Below are 15,988 nucleotides of genomic sequence, written 5' to 3' on the forward strand. Positions count from 1 at the left end.
GCTGTCGACCAATCCCTTCCTGCGCTGGCACGATCCGGCGATCCGCAAGCATCTGGGGCTGGAGAAAGCTTCGGACGCCGAGGTCTTTGCCGAAATCCGCAAGCGCAAGGACAATTTCTAGGCCCGGTGGTATCGTCGCCATGACCAGCTCCGCAGAAATTATCGCGACGCTCGGGCTGAAGCCGCACCCGGAAGGCGGCTGGTATGCCGAGACCTTTCGCGATGGCACTGGCGGCGCGCGCGGCCATTCGACGGCCATCTATTTCCTGCTTGAGGAGCATCAGGTTTCGGCCTGGCACCGGGTCAAGGACGCCGCCGAGGTCTGGCATTTCCATGCCGGCGCCCCGCTGGCACTGGCGATGTGGGAGGAAGGCAGTACCGTTGTGGAGCAGGTGCTCGGCATCGATCTCGCAGCCGGTGAGCGGCCTCAGATCGTCGTGCCGGTAGGCTGGTGGCAGTCGGCGCGCAGCCTGGGCGAATGGACGCTGGTCGGCTGCACCGTCGCGCCGGGCTTCGAGTTTGCCGCCTTTGAGCTGGCCGAACCCGGCTGGCAGCCGAAACAACCCTAACTCAATAAGAACCCAAATTTAGCAGGAACCCAAGTGTCGTCGCGAGCTGGGCGGCGTAGTACAGCGCCCAGACGGCGAAGCGCATCCAGGCGCGGTGGGGCGAGATGGCGGCGACAAGGAATTTCTCGGTGGCGAGCAGCCCGTCCGATACCATGAACAGCACGGCGCCACCGATCACCCACATATTGCTTGTTGTCAGCGCCGAGATGCCCATTGCCAGGATCGCGGCGATATAGACGGTGATCGGGATACCCAGGCCGGGACCGACGCGACGCCACAGCGCCGCCAGCATGATGACCACGAACACCGCCATGGCGAGCCCGATCGCTCCGCGCCACGGCTCGGCGCCAAGCACTCCCAATCCGCCACCGCTGCGCAGGAACAGCGCGACATAGACGATGTGGGCGACGAGAAAACTGGCCAGCCCGCCGAGAAAGGCCTTTTCGCCGTCGCGCGACAGGAAGGCGTCGCCAGCGGCGCTGAGTGCGAGCGCGGCGACCAGCAGCAGCGGGCCGCCCTGCAGTCCGGCCAGCACGGCAAGCATCGCCACGGCAAGCGTCTTTGCCGCCGAGCGGGCGAGCGTCGGCGGCATGCCTAGCGTGAACGCATAGATCACCGCCGCCGCCAGCGAAAAGATCAGTGTCGCATTGGCATTGGCGTCGATGCCGCCCGCAAACGGCATCGTCATGCCCGGCTCCGCCTTTGGATGCCCTGGGCTCCGCCTTCGGATGACCCGGCTCGGCTCTCGGTCGCCGCAGGCTTGCGCAGGAACAGGGATTTTGCGGCGAGCACCGCGCCACCGGTGATGAGCACGCAGGCGGCGAGGATGCGCAGCGACGGCTCGGCGACGCCGGCCGCGATCAGCACCAGCGTCGACAACAGCGGTGCGGCGTAGCTTGCGGCACCCAGCACCTGGATGTTGCCGCGTTTGACGCCGATGTCCCAGGCATAGAAGGCAGCGCCCACCGGCATGAGGCCAAGACCAAGCACCGCCAGCCACTGACCGGCGCCGACGGGCAGAACGGTCTGTTCCAGCGCCAGGTGGCAGGCGAGCGACAGCACCGCGGTCGCTGCGCAGAACCAGGTGACGATGCTGGTCGGCACCGACGGGAAGCGCCGCGACAACAACGAATAGGACGACCACAGGACGGCGCAGACGGCAGCCATGGCATAGCCGAAGGAATAGCGGGCGTCGAAGGCCAGCCCGCCACCCTTGGTGACGATCAGCACGGTGCCGGCAAGGCCGAGCAGCGCGCCGACGACATGGTTCCACGCCAGTTTTTCGCCCGGCATCAGCGCCGAGCCGAGCACGATCAGCAGCGGCCACAGATAGGCGATCAGGCTCGCCTCCACCGCCGGCGCATTGCGCAGCGCGGTGAAATAGAAGAAGTGGTAGCCGAACAGGCCGGCAATGCCGATCAGCCACACCTGCGGCGGTATCTTCTGGCTCTTGTCGGGTGCCGGCATGAACAGCCGCGCGATGAGCCCGACCCCGGTGCCGATCGAGAAGGTGATCGCCGACAAGAGGAACGGCGGCACCTGGCCCGACGCATCGGTGAGCAGTGCGAGCAACGCCCACATGGCGACCGCCGAAAAGCCGATCAGTGTTGCGCGCCCCATTCTGTCTCCAGTGGCGCGCCAATTCCGCGCCTGGCTATTGTACGGCTTCGAAACGCCCGGCGCTGATGGTCAAGGTGCCGATCTGCGTGCCCACCGTGGCACGGATCGGCGCATATACGCCGGTTTGGCCGAGCGGTGCAAACGTCACCATCATGCGGCTTTTGTTCTTGAGATAGTTGAGCGCCTTGCGGCCCTTGCGATAACCCGCCACCGGCTCGAAGCCCATCTGGCAGGTGACGGTGTCGCCCTTGTAGCCCGGGACCGAGATCGTGCCTTTCGACGCGTAGGTCAACGTCAGGTCGGCACGCATCTCGCCGTCATAGAACTTCACCGTGCGGCCGCAGACCTGGTCGAGACTGTCGGCATGAATGACGGTGGCGGCCATGGGATCGAGCACCGACGTCAGGTCGCCGGCACCGAGCGGTACCCAGTTCTTGGGGTCGCGTTTGCCCGGCGCCGGCACGACCTTCGTCGAGGTGACCCTGCCATTGGCAAAGCGGATATCGACAACCGATGCCTTCTTGCCGGAGGTGTAATCGGCGCGGAATGCCTGCGGCACCATTTTCTTGCCCGCGATCGTGCCTTTGGATGAGATCGTGCCGCGCGTATCGTCGAACAGCTTGGCGAGGCCGGCTGCGGTGACACTGCCTTGGATCGCGTAGGCGCCGTTCTCATAGCGGCTGGAAAACGTTGATTTCGCTATCGAAAGGCCGAGGAACGACACTGTGTACTCGCCCTTGAACGACTGCGGCGAGGCAGCAGACGCGGCGGACGGCAAAGCTATGGCAAGCATGGCAACAAGGGCATGTGGCGAACGAAGCATGGCGGGATCGGGTCCTTGATTTTCGGCCGGAGGCGGGCAACTCCGGGCTGGCATGTCCCTATGGAACCGCTTATAGGATGAATTCCGGCCTTAATATGAAATGCCGGGCGTGTCCGCAGGCAAGCTGGAGCTTGACGCCTCGGCGAAATGCAACTATGGAACGCCAACTTTTTCCATAAGGCCGCCTGACCAGAACCGCGCGCCACCCGGCGTGGGCTTGAGTGTTTGGCAGACCCCGAGAACTGAAGGTTAGAACAATGTCCCGCACCTGCGAACTCACTGCCAAGGCAGTCATGTCCGGCAACAATGTGAGCCACGCCAACAACAAGACCAAGCGTCGCTTCCTGCCGAACCTCGTCAATGTGACGCTGATTTCGGAAGCGCTGAACCAGAACGTGCGTCTTCGCATTTCGGCCAACGCGCTGCGTTCGGTCGAACATCGCGGCGGCCTCGACGCCTTCCTGGCCAAGGCCGACGTCAAGGAATTGTCGCAGCGCGCCCGTTTGCTGAAGAAGCAGATCGCCAAGAAGACCGCCGAACAGGCTGCCGCTTAAAACAGTTCAAAGGCGGGGGACGACCGCCCTGGCCAACCTCTTGTTGGCCTAGGCATCGGATCGAAGCCGCAAGGTTTCGGCAACCCGATGCTTAAATTACGAAGCTAGCGTAATCCGATTTCGGAATACGTTCCGCTGGTTCCATTACCCAGGATAAAAAAATGACTTTCTTCTCGCGATACTTGCCCTTCGTGGCCGCCATGACGCTTGTCGTCGTGGCATCGAACATTCTCGTGCAATTCCCGATGCAGGGCCAGATCGGCGGCCTCTCGCTGGCCGACCTTCTGACCTGGGGGGCCTTCACCTATCCCTTCTCGTTTCTGGTCACCGACCTCGCCAACCGCCGTTACGGCCCCACTGTGGCGCGCCGGATCGTCTTTGTCGGCTTCATGACGGCGGTGATCTGCTCGATCCTTGTCCCGCCCTTCCTGTTCCGTCACGGCCTGATCGAATTCGAGACCGCCGCCGACCGGCTGGTGCGGATCGCGGCCGCGTCCGGAGCGGCGTTCCTTGCCGCGCAATTGCTCGATGTGACTGTCTTCAACCGGCTGCGCCGCCAGAGCTGGTGGCGGGCGCCGATCGTCGGCACGCTGGTCGGGTCGGTGTTCGACACAGCCGTGTTCTTCACCGTCGCGTTCTCGGCCGCCTTTGCCTTCGCTGGTCCCAACGACGGCTTTGCGTTGGAAAACGCACCCTTGATGGGCGTGTTCCATGTCGACGCGATGCGTTGGATCTCCTGGGCGCTGGGCGACCTCAGCGTGAAGCTGATCATCGCCGTGGTGGCGTTGATCCCCTACCGTCTGCTCGCGGCCCGCTGGAGCCAGCCCGCGGTTGCGGCTTAAACCATGATCCCGAAAAGTGGGACCCGATTTTCGGAAAAGATCATGGTCGGACAAAGATCATGATCCCGTGGGTTCAGCTCGATTCGGCAAAGACCCCGGACGGCGGACAAGAACTTCGCCTCAAGCGGCGCGGCACCGAATTCTCGATCATGCTGGGCACCAACGAGCTCATGAACAGCCGCCTCAGCGGTTCCGAGGAAGCGCTGGCAAAACTGTCCTGTGAGCGGATTGCCGGCCATAGCCGGCCCACAATCCTGATCGGTGGGCTTGGCATGGGTTTTACCTTGCGCGCCGCACTCACAGAATTGGCCAATGATGCCGGAATTGTCGTCGCCGAACTGGTGCCCGCCGTCGTCGCCTGGGCACGTGGCCCGATGGCCGAAATCTTTGACGGCTGTCTCGACGATCCTCGCGTCACCATCCAGGAAACCGATGTCGGGCAGTTGATCCGGTCGCGGCCCGCGGCCTGGGACGCCATCCTGCTCGATGTCGACAACGGCCCGGAAGGCATCGTCCACAAATCCAACAACGCACTTTACAGCGTGCAAGGCCTCGCAGCCGCACGCAGCGCCCTGAAACCCGGCGGCGTGCTGGCGGTGTGGTCGCAAGGCCCCGACAGCGGCTTCACGCGGCGGCTGAAGCAGGCAGGCTTCGCGGTCGAAGAGGTCAGTACGCGCGCCAACGGCAAGCGCGGCGCCCGCCATGTCATCTGGATCGCCAACAGGACGTAAGCCGGCTGGCTCAATCCTGGTGGAGAATGAATTCCAGATAGAGGTTGCGCTGCAGGATCGAGTGGTTGTCGTCCGAGATCAGCGACACCATCAGCGCGCCGTCGTCGCGGCTCCAGACGTCGAGCCCTTCCATATTGTCGATCTGGTAGTCCATGTCGGCCTCCAGCAGCACCGGCCCGTCGGCGACCGCGCCCTTCTCGACGCTTTCGCCGTAGATGCGCCGCAGCCGCATCTTGACGCCGCTGGCCATCGAGAAACTGCGCTCCAGAAGCAACAGATCACCATCGGGCAGGAAGGCGCCGTCGGTGATGTCGAAATCGCCATTGCGCTTGACGGTGAAGACGCCCTTGTGCGGCCCATCGATGATGGCGGCATAGATGTTGCCGGCCTTGTCCAGGCTCTTCTCGGAGACCACGACCAGGCCGCCCTCATGCTGGCCGTTGGCATTGGCGTGGGTGACGGTCTCGAAGCCGCGATTCTGGCGCAGCTCGCGGGCCGGCACGACGAAATCCAGCGGCTTGAACGGCGCCTTCATGTCGTTGGGATCGATCTTGAACTGGGCGACGCGGTGGCTGCGCTCGAAGCCGACGGTGGCGATGCCGTCCTTGACCGCGAGACCTTCCGCATCGACCTCCCATTTCCTGTCGATCGGCCGGCCGGTCTGGTCGACCATCTGCTGCATGCGGAAATTCTGGATGCCGGAGGGTCGCTTTTCCGCGTCGCGGACCACCGTGCCGAAGAACCAGAAGCCGGTGTCGGCAACGCCGATGAAGTCACCGCCGGCTGTCAGGAAGCGGAAGGCTGACAGCGCGCCGAAATCGCGTGTCGGCGAGGTCATCTCCAGCCCGCCGACGAATTCGAAAGCGCCGAACTGCTTGTCGGCACGGCCAATGTGGAATTGGGTGATCGGGCGGGCCGAGATTTCGACCGGTTCGACAGAACCAGAGTCAGCCGAACCGGCTGCCGCCGAAGCCACGCCGGAAAGCAGGGCGATGGCGGCGAAAAGCGTCTGCCGAAACCCGCCGCGCCTGGAAATCATCCGGCGCGCCGCATACCACCGCCGCGTCGCGTATCCTTCGCGCTTTCCTCGGCGAACAGCGAAGCCAGTTGCTCGGTCATGGCGCCGGCCAGTTCCTCGGCATCGACGATGGTGACAGCGCGGCGGTAGTAGCGCGTGACGTCGTGGCCGATGCCGATGGCCAGCAGTTCCACCGGCGAACGCGTCTCGATCAGCTCGATGACGGCGCGCAGATGGCGCTCGAGATAGTTGCCCGGATTGACCGACAGCGTCGAATCGTCGACCGGCGCGCCGTCCGAGATCATCATCAGGATCTTGCGCTGCTCGGGCCGGGCGATCAGCCGGTTGTGCGCCCACAGCAGCGCCTCGCCGTCGATATTTTCCTTGAGCAGGCCTTCGCGCATCATCAGGCCGAGATTGCGCCGTGCCCGCCGCCATGGATGGTCGGCGGACTTGTAGATGATGTGGCGCAGATCGTTGAGCCGGCCAGGATTCGGCGGCTTGCCATCCTTCAGCCATTTCTCGCGCGCCTGCCCGCCCTTCCACGCCCGTGTCGTGAAGCCGAGGATCTCGACCGAGACACCGCAACGCTCCAGCGTGCGCGCCAATATGTCGGCGCAGGTGGCGGCGACCGTGATCGGCCGGCCGCGCATCGAGCCGGAATTGTCGAGCACCAGCGTCACCACCGTGTCGCGAAATTTGGTGTCGCGCTCCTGCTTGAACGACAGCGGCTGCATCGGGTCAATGACGACCCGCACCAGCCTTGCCGGGTCGAGGTAACCTTCTTCCAGGTCGAAATCCCAGGAGCGGTTCTGTTGTGCCATCAGCCGGCGCTGTAGCCGGTTGGCCAGCCGCCCAACGACGCCGGACAGATTGGCCAGTTGCTTGTCGAGGAAGGCGCGCAGCCGGTCGAGTTCTTCCTCTTCGCACAGCTCCTCGGCGCCGACCGTCTCGTCGAAAGCCGTGGTGAAGACCTTGTAGTCGATCTCCTTCGGCAGATTGGTGAAGGGATTGTCGTTGCGGCGCGCCTCGCCGGGTGTTTCGGCATCGGCGTCGTCATCGTCGGACAGATCGTCGGCGGTGGCGTCGGAGGCTTCCGTCTCGGCCGACTGTTCGTCATCGGCGGAAGCTTCGGCATCCTCGGACTGCGACTGCTCGGAGCCGGAATCCTCTTCGCCACCCTCCTCGCTCTGCTCCTCGCCTTGCGGCTGGTTGTCGTCATTGTCCTCGGAATCTTCCGTCTCCTGGTCGTCGCCGAGTTCCTCGGCCATCTCCATGGAGGCGAGCATCTCGCGCACGACCCGGGCGAACGCCTGCTGGTCGCCGAGCTTGGCCGACAATCCGTCGAGGTCGGCCTTGGCCTTCTCCTCGACCCAGGGGCGCCAAAGTTCGACCAGCCGCTCGCCGCTTTTCGGGACCGGGCGGCCGGTCAGCTTCTCGCGCACCATCAGGGCAAGAGCTTCCTCGATCGGCGCGTCGGCCTTGTCCTTGATGTCGACGAGGTTGGCCTTGGCGTATTTGTCCTCCAGCATCGAGCCGATATTGTCGGCGACGCCCTGCATGGCGCGTGAGCCTATCGCCTCGACGCGAGCCTGCTCGACCGCGTCATAGATGGCGCGGGCCGCCTTGCCTTCCGGCGCCAGCTTGGTGTGGATGCGCACATCATGGCAGGCGCGCTTCAGCGCCATGGAATCGCCGAGGCCGCGGGTGATCGCAATATCGGTCTTCGATGCCTTCTTGGGCAGCTCCGGCAAGCGCGCGCGGCTGCCGGCGAGCGCCGGCCGGTCCTTGGCGAAACCGACCTCCAGTTCCTTGTCGCCGGCAATGGCGCGCATGCAGACGGTAACGGCACGCTTGAAGCTATCGGCTTCAGACCCCGTCTTCGACTTGTTGCGCGTGTTGTCGCCCGGACCCGCCATCGAGACCCTGCTTAGCCCAGCACCACGTTGGCGGCGCTCTCGGGCAGATCCTCGCCGAAGGCGCGCTGATAGAACTCGGCCACCACCGAGCGCTCCAGTTCGTCGCACTTGTTGAGGAAGGTCAGCCGGAACGCCATGCCGATATTGCCGAATATCTCGGCATTCTCGGCCCAGGTGATCACGGTGCGCGGGCTCATCACGGTCGACAGATCGCCGTTGATGAAGGCCGAGCGCGTCATGTCGGCGACGCGCACCATCTTGTTGACGATGTCCTTGCCCTTGCCGTCGCGATAGTGCTTGGCCTTGGCCAGCACGATGGCGACTTCGTTGTCGTGCGGCAAATAGTTCAGCGTGGTGACGATCGACCAGCGGTCCATCTGCGCCTGGTTGATCTGCTGGGTGCCGTGATAGAGGCCGGTGGTGTCGCCAAGGCCGACCGTGTTTGCGGTCGAGAACAGCCGGAAGGCCGGATGCGGGCGAATGACCCGGCTCTGGTCGAGCAGCGTCAGCCGGCCCGACGATTCCAGCACGCGCTGGATGACGAACATCACATCCGGACGGCCGGCATCGTACTCGTCGAAGCACAGCGCGACATTGTGCTGGTAGGCCCAGGGCAGGATGCCGTCGCGGAATTCGGTGATCTGCAAACCGTCCTTGACGACGATCGCGTCCTTGCCGACGAGATCGATACGGCTGACATGGCTGTCGAGGTTGACGCGCACGCAAGGCCAGTTGAGGCGAGCGGCGACCTGTTCGATATGGGTCGACTTGCCGGTGCCGTGATAGCCCGACACCATGACGCGGCGGTTGTAGGCAAAGCCCGCAAGGATCGCCATCGTCGTGTTCTTGTCGAACAGATAGTCCGGATCGATGTCCGGCACATGCTCCGATGTCACCGAATAGGCCGGCACCACCATCTTGGACTCGAAGCCGAATTTCTCCTTCACCGACACCGTCGTGTCGGGCAGGTTGGCGATGTCACGATCGACCTTGTTCATATCTCTCAACGTCTCCACGGGCGAAACGTCTGATTTCGCCGGCAATCGATTTTGTCCGGGGGCGGTCTTAGAGCCTTTTCCAACCTTATGAAAGTTGGAAAACGACACGAACCGTATGGCCGCTCAGCACAGGCCCGCCTGTTTGAGCACGCGATAGGCCTGCAGCACATCGCGGAACCGGTCTTCCGAACCTCTGTCGCCACCATTCGCATCCGGATGGTGCAGTTTCACCAGTTCCTTATAGCGCGCCTTGATCTCCTTGCCAGTCGCCTTTGTATCAAGACCAAGCGTTTCCAGCGCCTTGGCCTCAAGCGGCTTGGCCTTGCGCTCGCGCGCCTCGCGCGGATCCTTCGGTCCCTTGAACAGGTCGAACGGGTCGCGCATGCGGTTATAGTAGCCGGCGCGGCCGGAACGCATCTGGGCCATATCGGGCGACGACCGCGTCGAGGCCCCGTTGGCGCCCATCTTCCAGGTCGGCCGGTGCCCGGTCATGGCTTCCTTCTGGAAGCGCGCGACCTCGGTGTCCGGCACGCCGGAAAAGTAGTTGAAGCCCTTGTTGTACTCGCGCACATGATCAAAGCAGAAGTGGAAATACTCGCCTTCCTTCATGCGCCCGACCGGCGCACGATGGGTGCCCGCTTCCTTGCAGCCGTCCCACTGGCAGATCGGCGAGTGCGACTTCAGCTCCGCGTCCTTGTCGGGGCGGACGCGAATCTTCTCGAAATATTTGGGGTACGGCTTCATCTTACCCATTTATGGGGCGTTCGCAGATGCGAAACAAGAATTGACATTTTCGCGATCATCGCCCTAACCGCTGAATCGCGGCATAAAGCAGGCGAATGGCGGATTTTGTTGCTCGGCGGCGGCCCCTTGCGAAACCGATTTTCGGTTTCCAGGCCGAGACGCCAGCGATATGTGGTGAAGGGAGATGGCGATGTCCATACAGGCGACCATGGAAGACAAGCTCAATAAGGCATTTTCGCCGGACAGGCTGGTTATCATCAACGAGAGCCATCTCCATGCCGGCCACCACCATCACGGCTCCGACCATCACGGCACTTATGACGGCACCGGCGAGACGCATTTTCGCGTCCGCGTCGTCGCTTCCGCCTTTGCCGGCATGAGCCGCATCGACCGTCACCGCGCCGTCAATGAACTGCTTGCCGACGAATTGAAGGCCGGCGTGCACGCGCTGGCGATCGAACCGGCGGCTCCCGGCGAAAAGACCCGCTGGTAGCTCGGTTCCGCCGATCGTTTTTCGCCGCGCTCAGAGCACCGCTTCGATGAGGAACGGCCCGCGCCGTGACAGCGCGCTGTCCAGCAGCGCCTCGAAGCGCTCGCACGTATCGGCGCGAGCCGCCTCCACGCCCATGCCTTTGGCCAGCGACACCCAGTCGAGCGAGGGATGGTCGAGGTCGAGCATGCGCCTGGCGTTCTCGCCGATCGCGCCCACGCCGACATTCTTCATCTCGCCATGCAGGATTGCATAGGTTCGATTGGAAAACACGATCGTCACCACGTCGAGCTTTTCCCGCGCCTGCGTCCACAATCCCTGTACCGTGTACATGCCGCTGCCGTCGGCTTCGAGGTTGATCACCTTGCGGTCCGAACAGGCGATTGCCGCCCCGGTCGCCATCGGGATGCCGCCGCCGATCGATCCGCCCGTGCCCATCATGTAGTCGTGCGGCGCTGCAAAGGCCGACAGCGCGAAGAAACGCCTGGCCGAGGTGACCGCTTCATCGCAAACGATCGCATCGGCCGGCAGTTTGCGCGCCACCGAGAGCGCGATGGCATCTTCCGTCAGCTTGCCGTTCGGCGTTGCCTCGTCGGGAAAAGCGGCCGCGAGCACCTGTTGTTGTGACGGCTTGATGCCAAGTTCGTCGCGAAGCGCCTCCAGCGCCGTATGCAGATCGTCGCCATGGGCGGCCAGTGTCAGCACCTCGCAGCCTTCCCGCACGAGCCGTCCCGGTTTCCCCGGATAGGCGAAGAAGGCAACCGGCTCCTTCGCACCGACCAGGATCAGAACATCGACGTCGCTCAGCACAGCCATCGCCGCATCGACCGGATAGGGGATGCGGGTCGGCGCGACACGCCCACGCCCGCGTTGCATCCGTGCGATCAGAACCTCGCCGAACAGGCGGACATCGCTGCCCGTCGAAATCTGCCCGGCGATGGCGAGCGCATCGGCGCGTGCGGCCTTTCCGCGAACGATCATGCCTGCCCGGCCCGGAGCGGTACGGATCGCCGCGGCGACCTTGCGCACGGCGTCCATATCGACGGCCGGCGCTGGCACCAGCTTCACCTTGCCGACCGAAACCGCGTCGACTGCGCCCCAGGCAGCATCCGCCGGCAGGATCATCGTCGCGACGCCGGGCGGTGTCAGCGAGGCGCGAAAGGCTGCTTCAGCTGCCGGCACGATATCGGCCGGGCCCTTGACGCGGCCGACCCAGTTGGACATCGGCGCCGCAAGGCTCTCGATATCGCTGGTGAGCGGGGCATCGAGCGGCAGATGGTAAGAGGCGTGGTCGCCGACGATGTTGATCATCGGGCTGAAGGCACGCCGGGCATTGTGCATGTTGGCGAGCCCGTTGGCCAGGCCGGGACCGGTATGCAGCAGCGTCGCGGCCGGCCGATCGGTCATCCGCGCATAGCCATCGGCGGCACCCGTCACCACGCCCTCGAACAGCCCGAGCACGCAACGCATTTTCGGCTTGCGGTCAAGTGCTGCAACGAAATGCATTTCGGAGGTGCCGGGATTGGCAAAGCAGACCGTCACATCGTTGGCCAGAAGCACGTCACACAGGACATCGGCGCCGTTCATGCAATTCCCTCCCGCTCACGATCGAAGAGCACTTGCACCCGGGCGCGCCCGCACAGCAATATCCCGCCGCCATTTTTGATCTGATCCAGCGCTGTAAAGATCAGCCAACCGTCGATTTCAGGAATGCCAGCGCGGCAGCGGTCAGCGCGTCACCGTCCTCGCCGAAATCGCGATTGATCGACATATGCGTGTAGGCGCTGCCGTCGAACAGTGTGACCTGGGTGCCCGTCGCGCGCAGGCGCTCGGCAAAGGCCTTGGAGTCCTCGCCGCGGCCAGGGGCGCGCGAATAGGCAATGAACGTCGGCGGGTGCTTGCGGCCGTCGACATGGCTGGCCGGCGACAGTGCCGCCCATTGCGCGGGATTGGAAAAGACGCGGGCATAGGCCCGCACCATGCCGCCCTTCCTGGCAAGTGCTGCAAGATCATAGGCCCTGGTATCGTCGAGAATGAGCGCAGCTATGCCGGGCAATCCGCCGCGCATGCCGGTCAGCGCAATCAAATGGCAGCCGGCCGAATGGCCCATGCCGACAATGCGGTTGGGATCGCCGCCATGCCGGGCGATGTTGGCCCTGATGAAGGCGTAGGCCTTTTCGACGTCACCGGCCTGGGTGGCGACATCGGCCTGCGGCAACATGCGGTAGTCGATGGAGACGAAGCAGAAGCCGTTGGCGAGCAGGAAGGCCGGTTTGGCGTTGACCTGACTGCGTTTGCCAAACTGCCAGGTGCCGCCATGAACGAAAAATACGACCGGCAGGCCGATTGCACCATCGGGCGCATAGATGTCGAGCTTGGCCGGCCCGTAGTCGAAGGTCTTTGGCGTGGGTCGGCGTGTTTCCGACGCGGCCGATGCTTCCAACGGCAGCATCGCCGCCACCGAGGCCATGATCAGGCTTCGTCGATCGATCATCACTGTCTCCTGGCGAGGCAAGACTGCACGCGGCGGCCCCAGCCGTCCAGTCAGGGATTCGCAACACACCCGCTACCCGCGCTGAATGCCGCTCCGCACCGAGCGCCTTGATCTCGGAGTGGCCTCAAATCTTACGATCGCAGCCACCTCTTCACATGAAGGGAACAAACGGTACCCCCCGACAGTTGAATGCGAGGTGAGCCGAATGGAAGCCACAGCGGCTCCGAGGGCAAAAGCATCATGCGAGAGAACCAGTCTGACGTCTTTGATCTGTTTTCGGAAATTTACACCAACGCGGCGCAGGAAGAGATCAGCATCCAGCAATATCTCCTTGCCTGCCGCGAGGACAAGTCGATGTATGCCTCGGCGCCTGAACGGATGGTCGAGGCGATCGGCGAGCCGAACCTGGTCGACACCAGCAAGGATGAGCGGCTCGGCCGCATTTTCTCCAATCGGACCCTGAAAGTGTACCCTTCCTTTGCCGATTTCTATGGCATGGAGGACACGATCGAGCGCATCGCCGGCTATTTTCGCTATGCGTCCCAGGGGCTCGAGGAGCGCAAGCAAATCCTCTATTTGCTCGGCCCCGTGGGCGGTGGCAAATCCTCCCTTGCCGAGCGTCTGAAGAAATTGATGGAACAGCGCCCGATCTACACGCTGAAGGTCGGTAATCAGGTCAGCCCGGTTTTCGAATCGCCGCTTGGTCTTTTCCATCCTGATCGCATGGGCGACCTGCTGGAGGACAAATACGGCATTGCCCGACGCCGGTTGAATGGGCTCATTTCGCCATGGGCAGCCAAGCGCCTCGACGAACTTTCCGGCGACATTTCCAAGTTCAGCGTCGTCAAGCTGATGCCGTCGCGACTGCGCCAGATCGGCATCGCCAAGACCGAGCCCGGCGACGAGAACAATCAGGACGTTTCGGCCCTGGTCGGCAAGGTGGACATCCGGCAATTGGAAAACTTCAGCCAATCCGATCCGGACGCCTATTCCTATAGCGGCGGACTGAACCGGACTACCCAGGGCCTGCTTGAATTCGTCGAAATGTTCAAGGCGCCTATCAAGGTCCTGCATCCGCTGCTGACCGCCACCCAGGAAGGCAGCTACAACGGCACCGAAAACTTCGGCGCTTTTCCCTACCAGGGAATCATCGTGGCCCATTCCAACGAGTCGGAATGGCTGCAGTTCAAGAACAACAAGAACAATGAGGCCTTTCTCGATCGCATCCTCGTGGTCAAGGTGCCGTATTGCCTGCGGATAACCGAAGAGCGGCAGATCTACGAGAAACTGCTGCGGGAGAGCGAATTGGCCGCCAGTCCTTGCGCTCCCGAGGTGCTGGACATCCTCAGCCGGTTTACCGTCTCGACCCGCTTGGCCGAGCACGACAATTCACCGCTCTACACCAAGATGCGCGCCTATGACGGCGAGAACCTCAAGGAAGTCGACCCCAAGGCAAAGTCGGTTCAGGAATATCGGGACGCCGCCGGCGTCGACGAGGGCATGGCAGGCGTCAGCACGCGCTTTGCCTTCAAGATCCTGTCGCAGACCTTCAACTACGACACCGAAGAGGTGGCCGCCGACCCCGTGCACCTCATGTACATCCTGGAGGAGGCAATCAAGCGCGAACAGTTTCCGAAGGAGACGGAAGCCGCCTATCTGGAGTTCATCAAGTCCGAACTGGCCGCGCGGTATGCCGAATTCATCGGTCATGAGATCCAGAAGGCCTATCTGGAATCGTACAGCGAGTATGGCCAGAATCTTTTCGACCGCTACATCGCCTATGCCGACGCCTGGATCGAAGACCAGGACTACAAGGATCCCGACACCGGCCAGATCCTCAACCGCGAGGTTTTGGACAACGAGCTTTCACAGGTCGAAAAGCCGGCCGGCATCGCCAATCCCAAGGACTTCCGCAACGAGGTGGTGAAATTCACGCTGCGCGCCCGTGCAAGAAACCATGGCCGCAACCCGGCGTGGACAAGTTACGAAAAGCTGCGGGAAGTCATCGAGAAACGCATGTTCGGCCAGGTCGAGGACCTCCTGCCGGTGATCAGTTTCGGCTCCAAGCAGGACAGCGTCACGGAAAAGCGGCACAATGAATTCGTGCAGCGGATGGTCGAGCGCGGCTACACCGAGCGGCAGGTTCGTCGCCTTGTGGACTGGTACATGCGGGTGAACAGGGCGGGTTAGAGAACCCGGATGGTTCCATGCCGATCTTCATCGACCGCCGCCTGAACCCGAAAGACAAGAGTCTCGGCAATCGCCAGCGCTTCCTCCGACGCGCGCGCGAGGAATTGAAGCGGAGCATACGCGACCAGATCCGCACCGGCAGGATTGCCGACGCGGATTCCGAGCACGCCGTGCGCATGCCCGAAAGAGGCACAAGCGAGCCGAGCTTCAGCAACGCCCGCGACAGTGGCAGGCGCCAGCACATCTTGCCGGGCAACAGGCATTTCTCCGCTGGAGACCTGATCCCCAAGCCCGGCGGAGGCGGCGGGGGAGCGTCGTCCCCGGGAAACAAGGCATCCGAGGACGACTTTCGTTTCGTACTGTCGCGCGAGGAAGTGCTCGATCTTTTCTTCGAGGATCTCGAACTCCCCGACATGGTCAAGCTCAACCTCAAGGAGATCCTTGCCTTCAAGCCGCGCAGGGCGGGCTTCGCCGCCACCGGTTCGCCGACCAACATCAATGTCGGCCGCACGATGCGCAACAGCCACGGCCGCCGCATTGCGCTGAGGCGCCCCAAGCAGGTCGAACTGGATGCGATCCTCGAGGAAATCGCCTCGCTCGAGGAGGCGCCATCCAGCGCCGACGCGCGCCAGCGTATCGCGGCATTGAGCGAAGAGCTTGACCGGCTGGAACGACGCCGCCGACGCATTGCCTATGTCGATCCGGTCGACATCCGCTTCAACCGCTTCGATTCCCGGCCGGTGCCGAACGCCAATGCCGTCATGTTCTGTCTGATGGACGTGTCCGGGTCCATGGGCGAGCGCGAGAAGGATCTGGCCAAGCGCTTCTTCGTCTTGCTGCACCTGTTCTTGAAACGACGCTACGACCGCATCGAGATTGTCTTCATCCGCCACACGCACCTGGCTCAGGAGGTCGACGAGGAGACATTTTTCTACAACACCCAAAGCGGCGGCACTGTCGTTTCCACCGCGCTGGAGGAAATGCACCGTATTATCG

Annotated in this window: 17 protein-coding genes; 8 read left to right on the top strand and 9 right to left on the bottom strand. The window is 63.1% G+C overall.

Features of this window, described 5'->3' with window-relative positions; translation table 11 throughout:
* Nucleotides 1–121 (top strand): hydroxyacylglutathione hydrolase C-terminal domain-containing protein (locus tag EN939_RS03600; RefSeq protein WP_272483078.1); only part of this gene is annotated, 121 nt, incomplete at its 5' end.
* 19 nt (nt 122–140) lie between these two features.
* Nucleotides 141–569 carry a cupin domain-containing protein gene (locus EN939_RS03605; RefSeq protein WP_127266957.1) on the top strand — a complete coding sequence of 143 codons (429 nt, stop codon included), beginning with the start codon at nt 141–143 and terminating at the stop codon, nt 567–569.
* A 1-nt stretch (nt 570) separates the two neighbouring features.
* Here EN939_RS03605 and EN939_RS03610 read toward each other — a convergent pair whose 3' ends face one another.
* The 3 genes from EN939_RS03610 to EN939_RS03620 are packed head-to-tail and all read right to left on the bottom strand — an operon-like array spanning nt 571 to nt 3,012.
* Nucleotides 571–1,257, bottom strand: a complete 687-nt coding sequence (locus EN939_RS03610; RefSeq protein WP_127266958.1) for a lysoplasmalogenase — start codon at nt 1,255–1,257, stop codon at nt 571–573.
* Nucleotides 1,254–2,189 carry an aromatic amino acid exporter YddG gene (yddG, locus tag EN939_RS03615; protein WP_127266959.1) on the bottom strand — a complete coding sequence of 312 codons (936 nt, stop codon included), beginning with the start codon at nt 2,187–2,189 and terminating at the stop codon, nt 1,254–1,256. Before yddG ends, EN939_RS03610 begins: the two co-directional genes overlap by 4 nt.
* A gap of 34 nt (nt 2,190–2,223) precedes the next feature.
* Nucleotides 2,224–3,012, bottom strand: a complete 789-nt coding sequence (locus EN939_RS03620; protein ID WP_127266960.1) for a DUF3108 domain-containing protein — start codon at nt 3,010–3,012, stop codon at nt 2,224–2,226.
* A 257-nt stretch (nt 3,013–3,269) separates the two neighbouring features.
* Between EN939_RS03620 and rpmB the strand changes: the two genes are divergently transcribed.
* The 3 genes from rpmB (at nt 3,270) to EN939_RS03635 (ending at nt 5,139) form a co-directional block, all read left to right on the top strand.
* On the top strand, nt 3,270–3,566 hold the full coding sequence (rpmB, locus tag EN939_RS03625; RefSeq protein ID WP_013529373.1) for a 50S ribosomal protein L28: 297 nt from the start codon (nt 3,270–3,272) through the stop codon (nt 3,564–3,566).
* Nucleotides 3,567–3,727: 161 nt separating this feature from the next.
* A complete protein-coding gene (locus EN939_RS03630; RefSeq protein WP_127266961.1) occupies nt 3,728–4,408 on the top strand; it encodes a queuosine precursor transporter in 681 nt (226 codons plus the stop codon).
* 59 nt (nt 4,409–4,467) lie between these two features.
* Nucleotides 4,468–5,139: a hypothetical protein gene (locus EN939_RS03635; protein ID WP_127266962.1), complete on the top strand. Its 672-nt coding sequence runs from the start codon at nt 4,468–4,470 to the stop codon at nt 5,137–5,139.
* A 10-nt stretch (nt 5,140–5,149) separates the two neighbouring features.
* Here EN939_RS03635 and EN939_RS03640 read toward each other — a convergent pair whose 3' ends face one another.
* The 4 genes from EN939_RS03640 to EN939_RS03655 form a co-directional block, all read right to left on the bottom strand.
* The gene (locus EN939_RS03640) at nt 5,150–6,178 is read right to left on the bottom strand and encodes an esterase-like activity of phytase family protein (protein WP_127266963.1); all 1,029 of its coding nucleotides are present in this window, start codon (nt 6,176–6,178) and stop codon (nt 5,150–5,152) included.
* A complete protein-coding gene (gene cobT, locus EN939_RS03645) occupies nt 6,175–8,076 on the bottom strand; it encodes a cobaltochelatase subunit CobT (RefSeq protein ID WP_013529369.1) in 1,902 nt (633 codons plus the stop codon). Before cobT ends, EN939_RS03640 begins: the two co-directional genes overlap by 4 nt.
* Nucleotides 8,077–8,087: 11 nt before the next feature.
* Nucleotides 8,088–9,074, bottom strand: a complete 987-nt coding sequence (cobS, locus tag EN939_RS03650) for a cobaltochelatase subunit CobS (protein ID WP_013529367.1) — start codon at nt 9,072–9,074, stop codon at nt 8,088–8,090.
* A gap of 123 nt (nt 9,075–9,197) precedes the next feature.
* Nucleotides 9,198–9,827 (bottom strand): J domain-containing protein, encoded by a 630-nt coding sequence (locus tag EN939_RS03655; protein ID WP_013529366.1) that lies wholly within the window; start codon nt 9,825–9,827, stop codon nt 9,198–9,200.
* Between the two features lie 181 nt (nt 9,828–10,008).
* Between EN939_RS03655 and EN939_RS03660 the strand changes: the two genes are divergently transcribed.
* The gene (locus tag EN939_RS03660; protein WP_013529365.1) at nt 10,009–10,311 is read left to right on the top strand and encodes a BolA family protein; all 303 of its coding nucleotides are present in this window, start codon (nt 10,009–10,011) and stop codon (nt 10,309–10,311) included.
* Nucleotides 10,312–10,341: 30 nt separating this feature from the next.
* Here the strand turns inward: EN939_RS03660 and EN939_RS03665 are convergent, their stop codons facing one another.
* Together EN939_RS03665 and EN939_RS03670 are read right to left on the bottom strand one after the other, a co-directional pair.
* Entirely contained in the window at nt 10,342–11,895 is a 1,554-nt protein-coding gene (locus tag EN939_RS03665; RefSeq protein WP_127266964.1) for an acetolactate synthase large subunit, read from the bottom strand.
* A gap of 100 nt (nt 11,896–11,995) precedes the next feature.
* Nucleotides 11,996–12,802, bottom strand: a complete 807-nt coding sequence (locus EN939_RS03670; protein ID WP_127266965.1) for an alpha/beta hydrolase — start codon at nt 12,800–12,802, stop codon at nt 11,996–11,998.
* Nucleotides 12,803–13,042: 240 nt separating this feature from the next.
* Between EN939_RS03670 and EN939_RS03675 the strand changes: the two genes are divergently transcribed.
* Complete coding sequence (locus EN939_RS03675) at nt 13,043–14,992, top strand: PrkA family serine protein kinase (RefSeq protein WP_013529362.1); 1,950 nt, start codon at nt 13,043–13,045, stop codon at nt 14,990–14,992.
* Between the two features lie 17 nt (nt 14,993–15,009).
* On the top strand, nt 15,010–15,988 hold a 979-nt coding region (locus EN939_RS03680; RefSeq protein ID WP_164750875.1), incomplete at its 3' end, for a YeaH/YhbH family protein.

This window comes from Mesorhizobium sp. M7A.F.Ca.CA.002.05.1.1, assembly GCF_003998335.1.
Classification (GTDB): domain Bacteria; phylum Pseudomonadota; class Alphaproteobacteria; order Rhizobiales; family Rhizobiaceae; genus Mesorhizobium.

Coding starts and splice junctions, on each gene's coding strand:
- EN939_RS03605 (WP_127266957.1), top strand. CDS start 141: ATGACCAGCTCCGCAGAAATTATCGCGACGCTCGGGCTGAAGCCGCAC.
- EN939_RS03610 (WP_127266958.1), bottom strand. CDS start 1,257: ATGACGATGCCGTTTGCGGGCGGCATCGACGCCAATGCCAATGCGACA.
- yddG (WP_127266959.1), bottom strand. CDS start 2,189: ATGGGGCGCGCAACACTGATCGGCTTTTCGGCGGTCGCCATGTGGGCG.
- EN939_RS03620 (WP_127266960.1), bottom strand. CDS start 3,012: ATGCTTCGTTCGCCACATGCCCTTGTTGCCATGCTTGCCATAGCTTTG.
- rpmB (WP_013529373.1), top strand. CDS start 3,270: ATGTCCCGCACCTGCGAACTCACTGCCAAGGCAGTCATGTCCGGCAAC.
- EN939_RS03630 (WP_127266961.1), top strand. CDS start 3,728: ATGACTTTCTTCTCGCGATACTTGCCCTTCGTGGCCGCCATGACGCTT.
- EN939_RS03635 (WP_127266962.1), top strand. CDS start 4,468: ATGATCCCGTGGGTTCAGCTCGATTCGGCAAAGACCCCGGACGGCGGA.
- EN939_RS03640 (WP_127266963.1), bottom strand. CDS start 6,178: ATGATTTCCAGGCGCGGCGGGTTTCGGCAGACGCTTTTCGCCGCCATC.
- cobT (WP_013529369.1), bottom strand. CDS start 8,076: ATGGCGGGTCCGGGCGACAACACGCGCAACAAGTCGAAGACGGGGTCT.
- cobS (WP_013529367.1), bottom strand. CDS start 9,074: ATGAACAAGGTCGATCGTGACATCGCCAACCTGCCCGACACGACGGTG.
- EN939_RS03655 (WP_013529366.1), bottom strand. CDS start 9,827: ATGGGTAAGATGAAGCCGTACCCCAAATATTTCGAGAAGATTCGCGTC.
- EN939_RS03660 (WP_013529365.1), top strand. CDS start 10,009: ATGTCCATACAGGCGACCATGGAAGACAAGCTCAATAAGGCATTTTCG.
- EN939_RS03665 (WP_127266964.1), bottom strand. CDS start 11,895: ATGAACGGCGCCGATGTCCTGTGTGACGTGCTTCTGGCCAACGATGTG.
- EN939_RS03670 (WP_127266965.1), bottom strand. CDS start 12,802: ATGATCGATCGACGAAGCCTGATCATGGCCTCGGTGGCGGCGATGCTG.
- EN939_RS03675 (WP_013529362.1), top strand. CDS start 13,043: ATGCGAGAGAACCAGTCTGACGTCTTTGATCTGTTTTCGGAAATTTAC.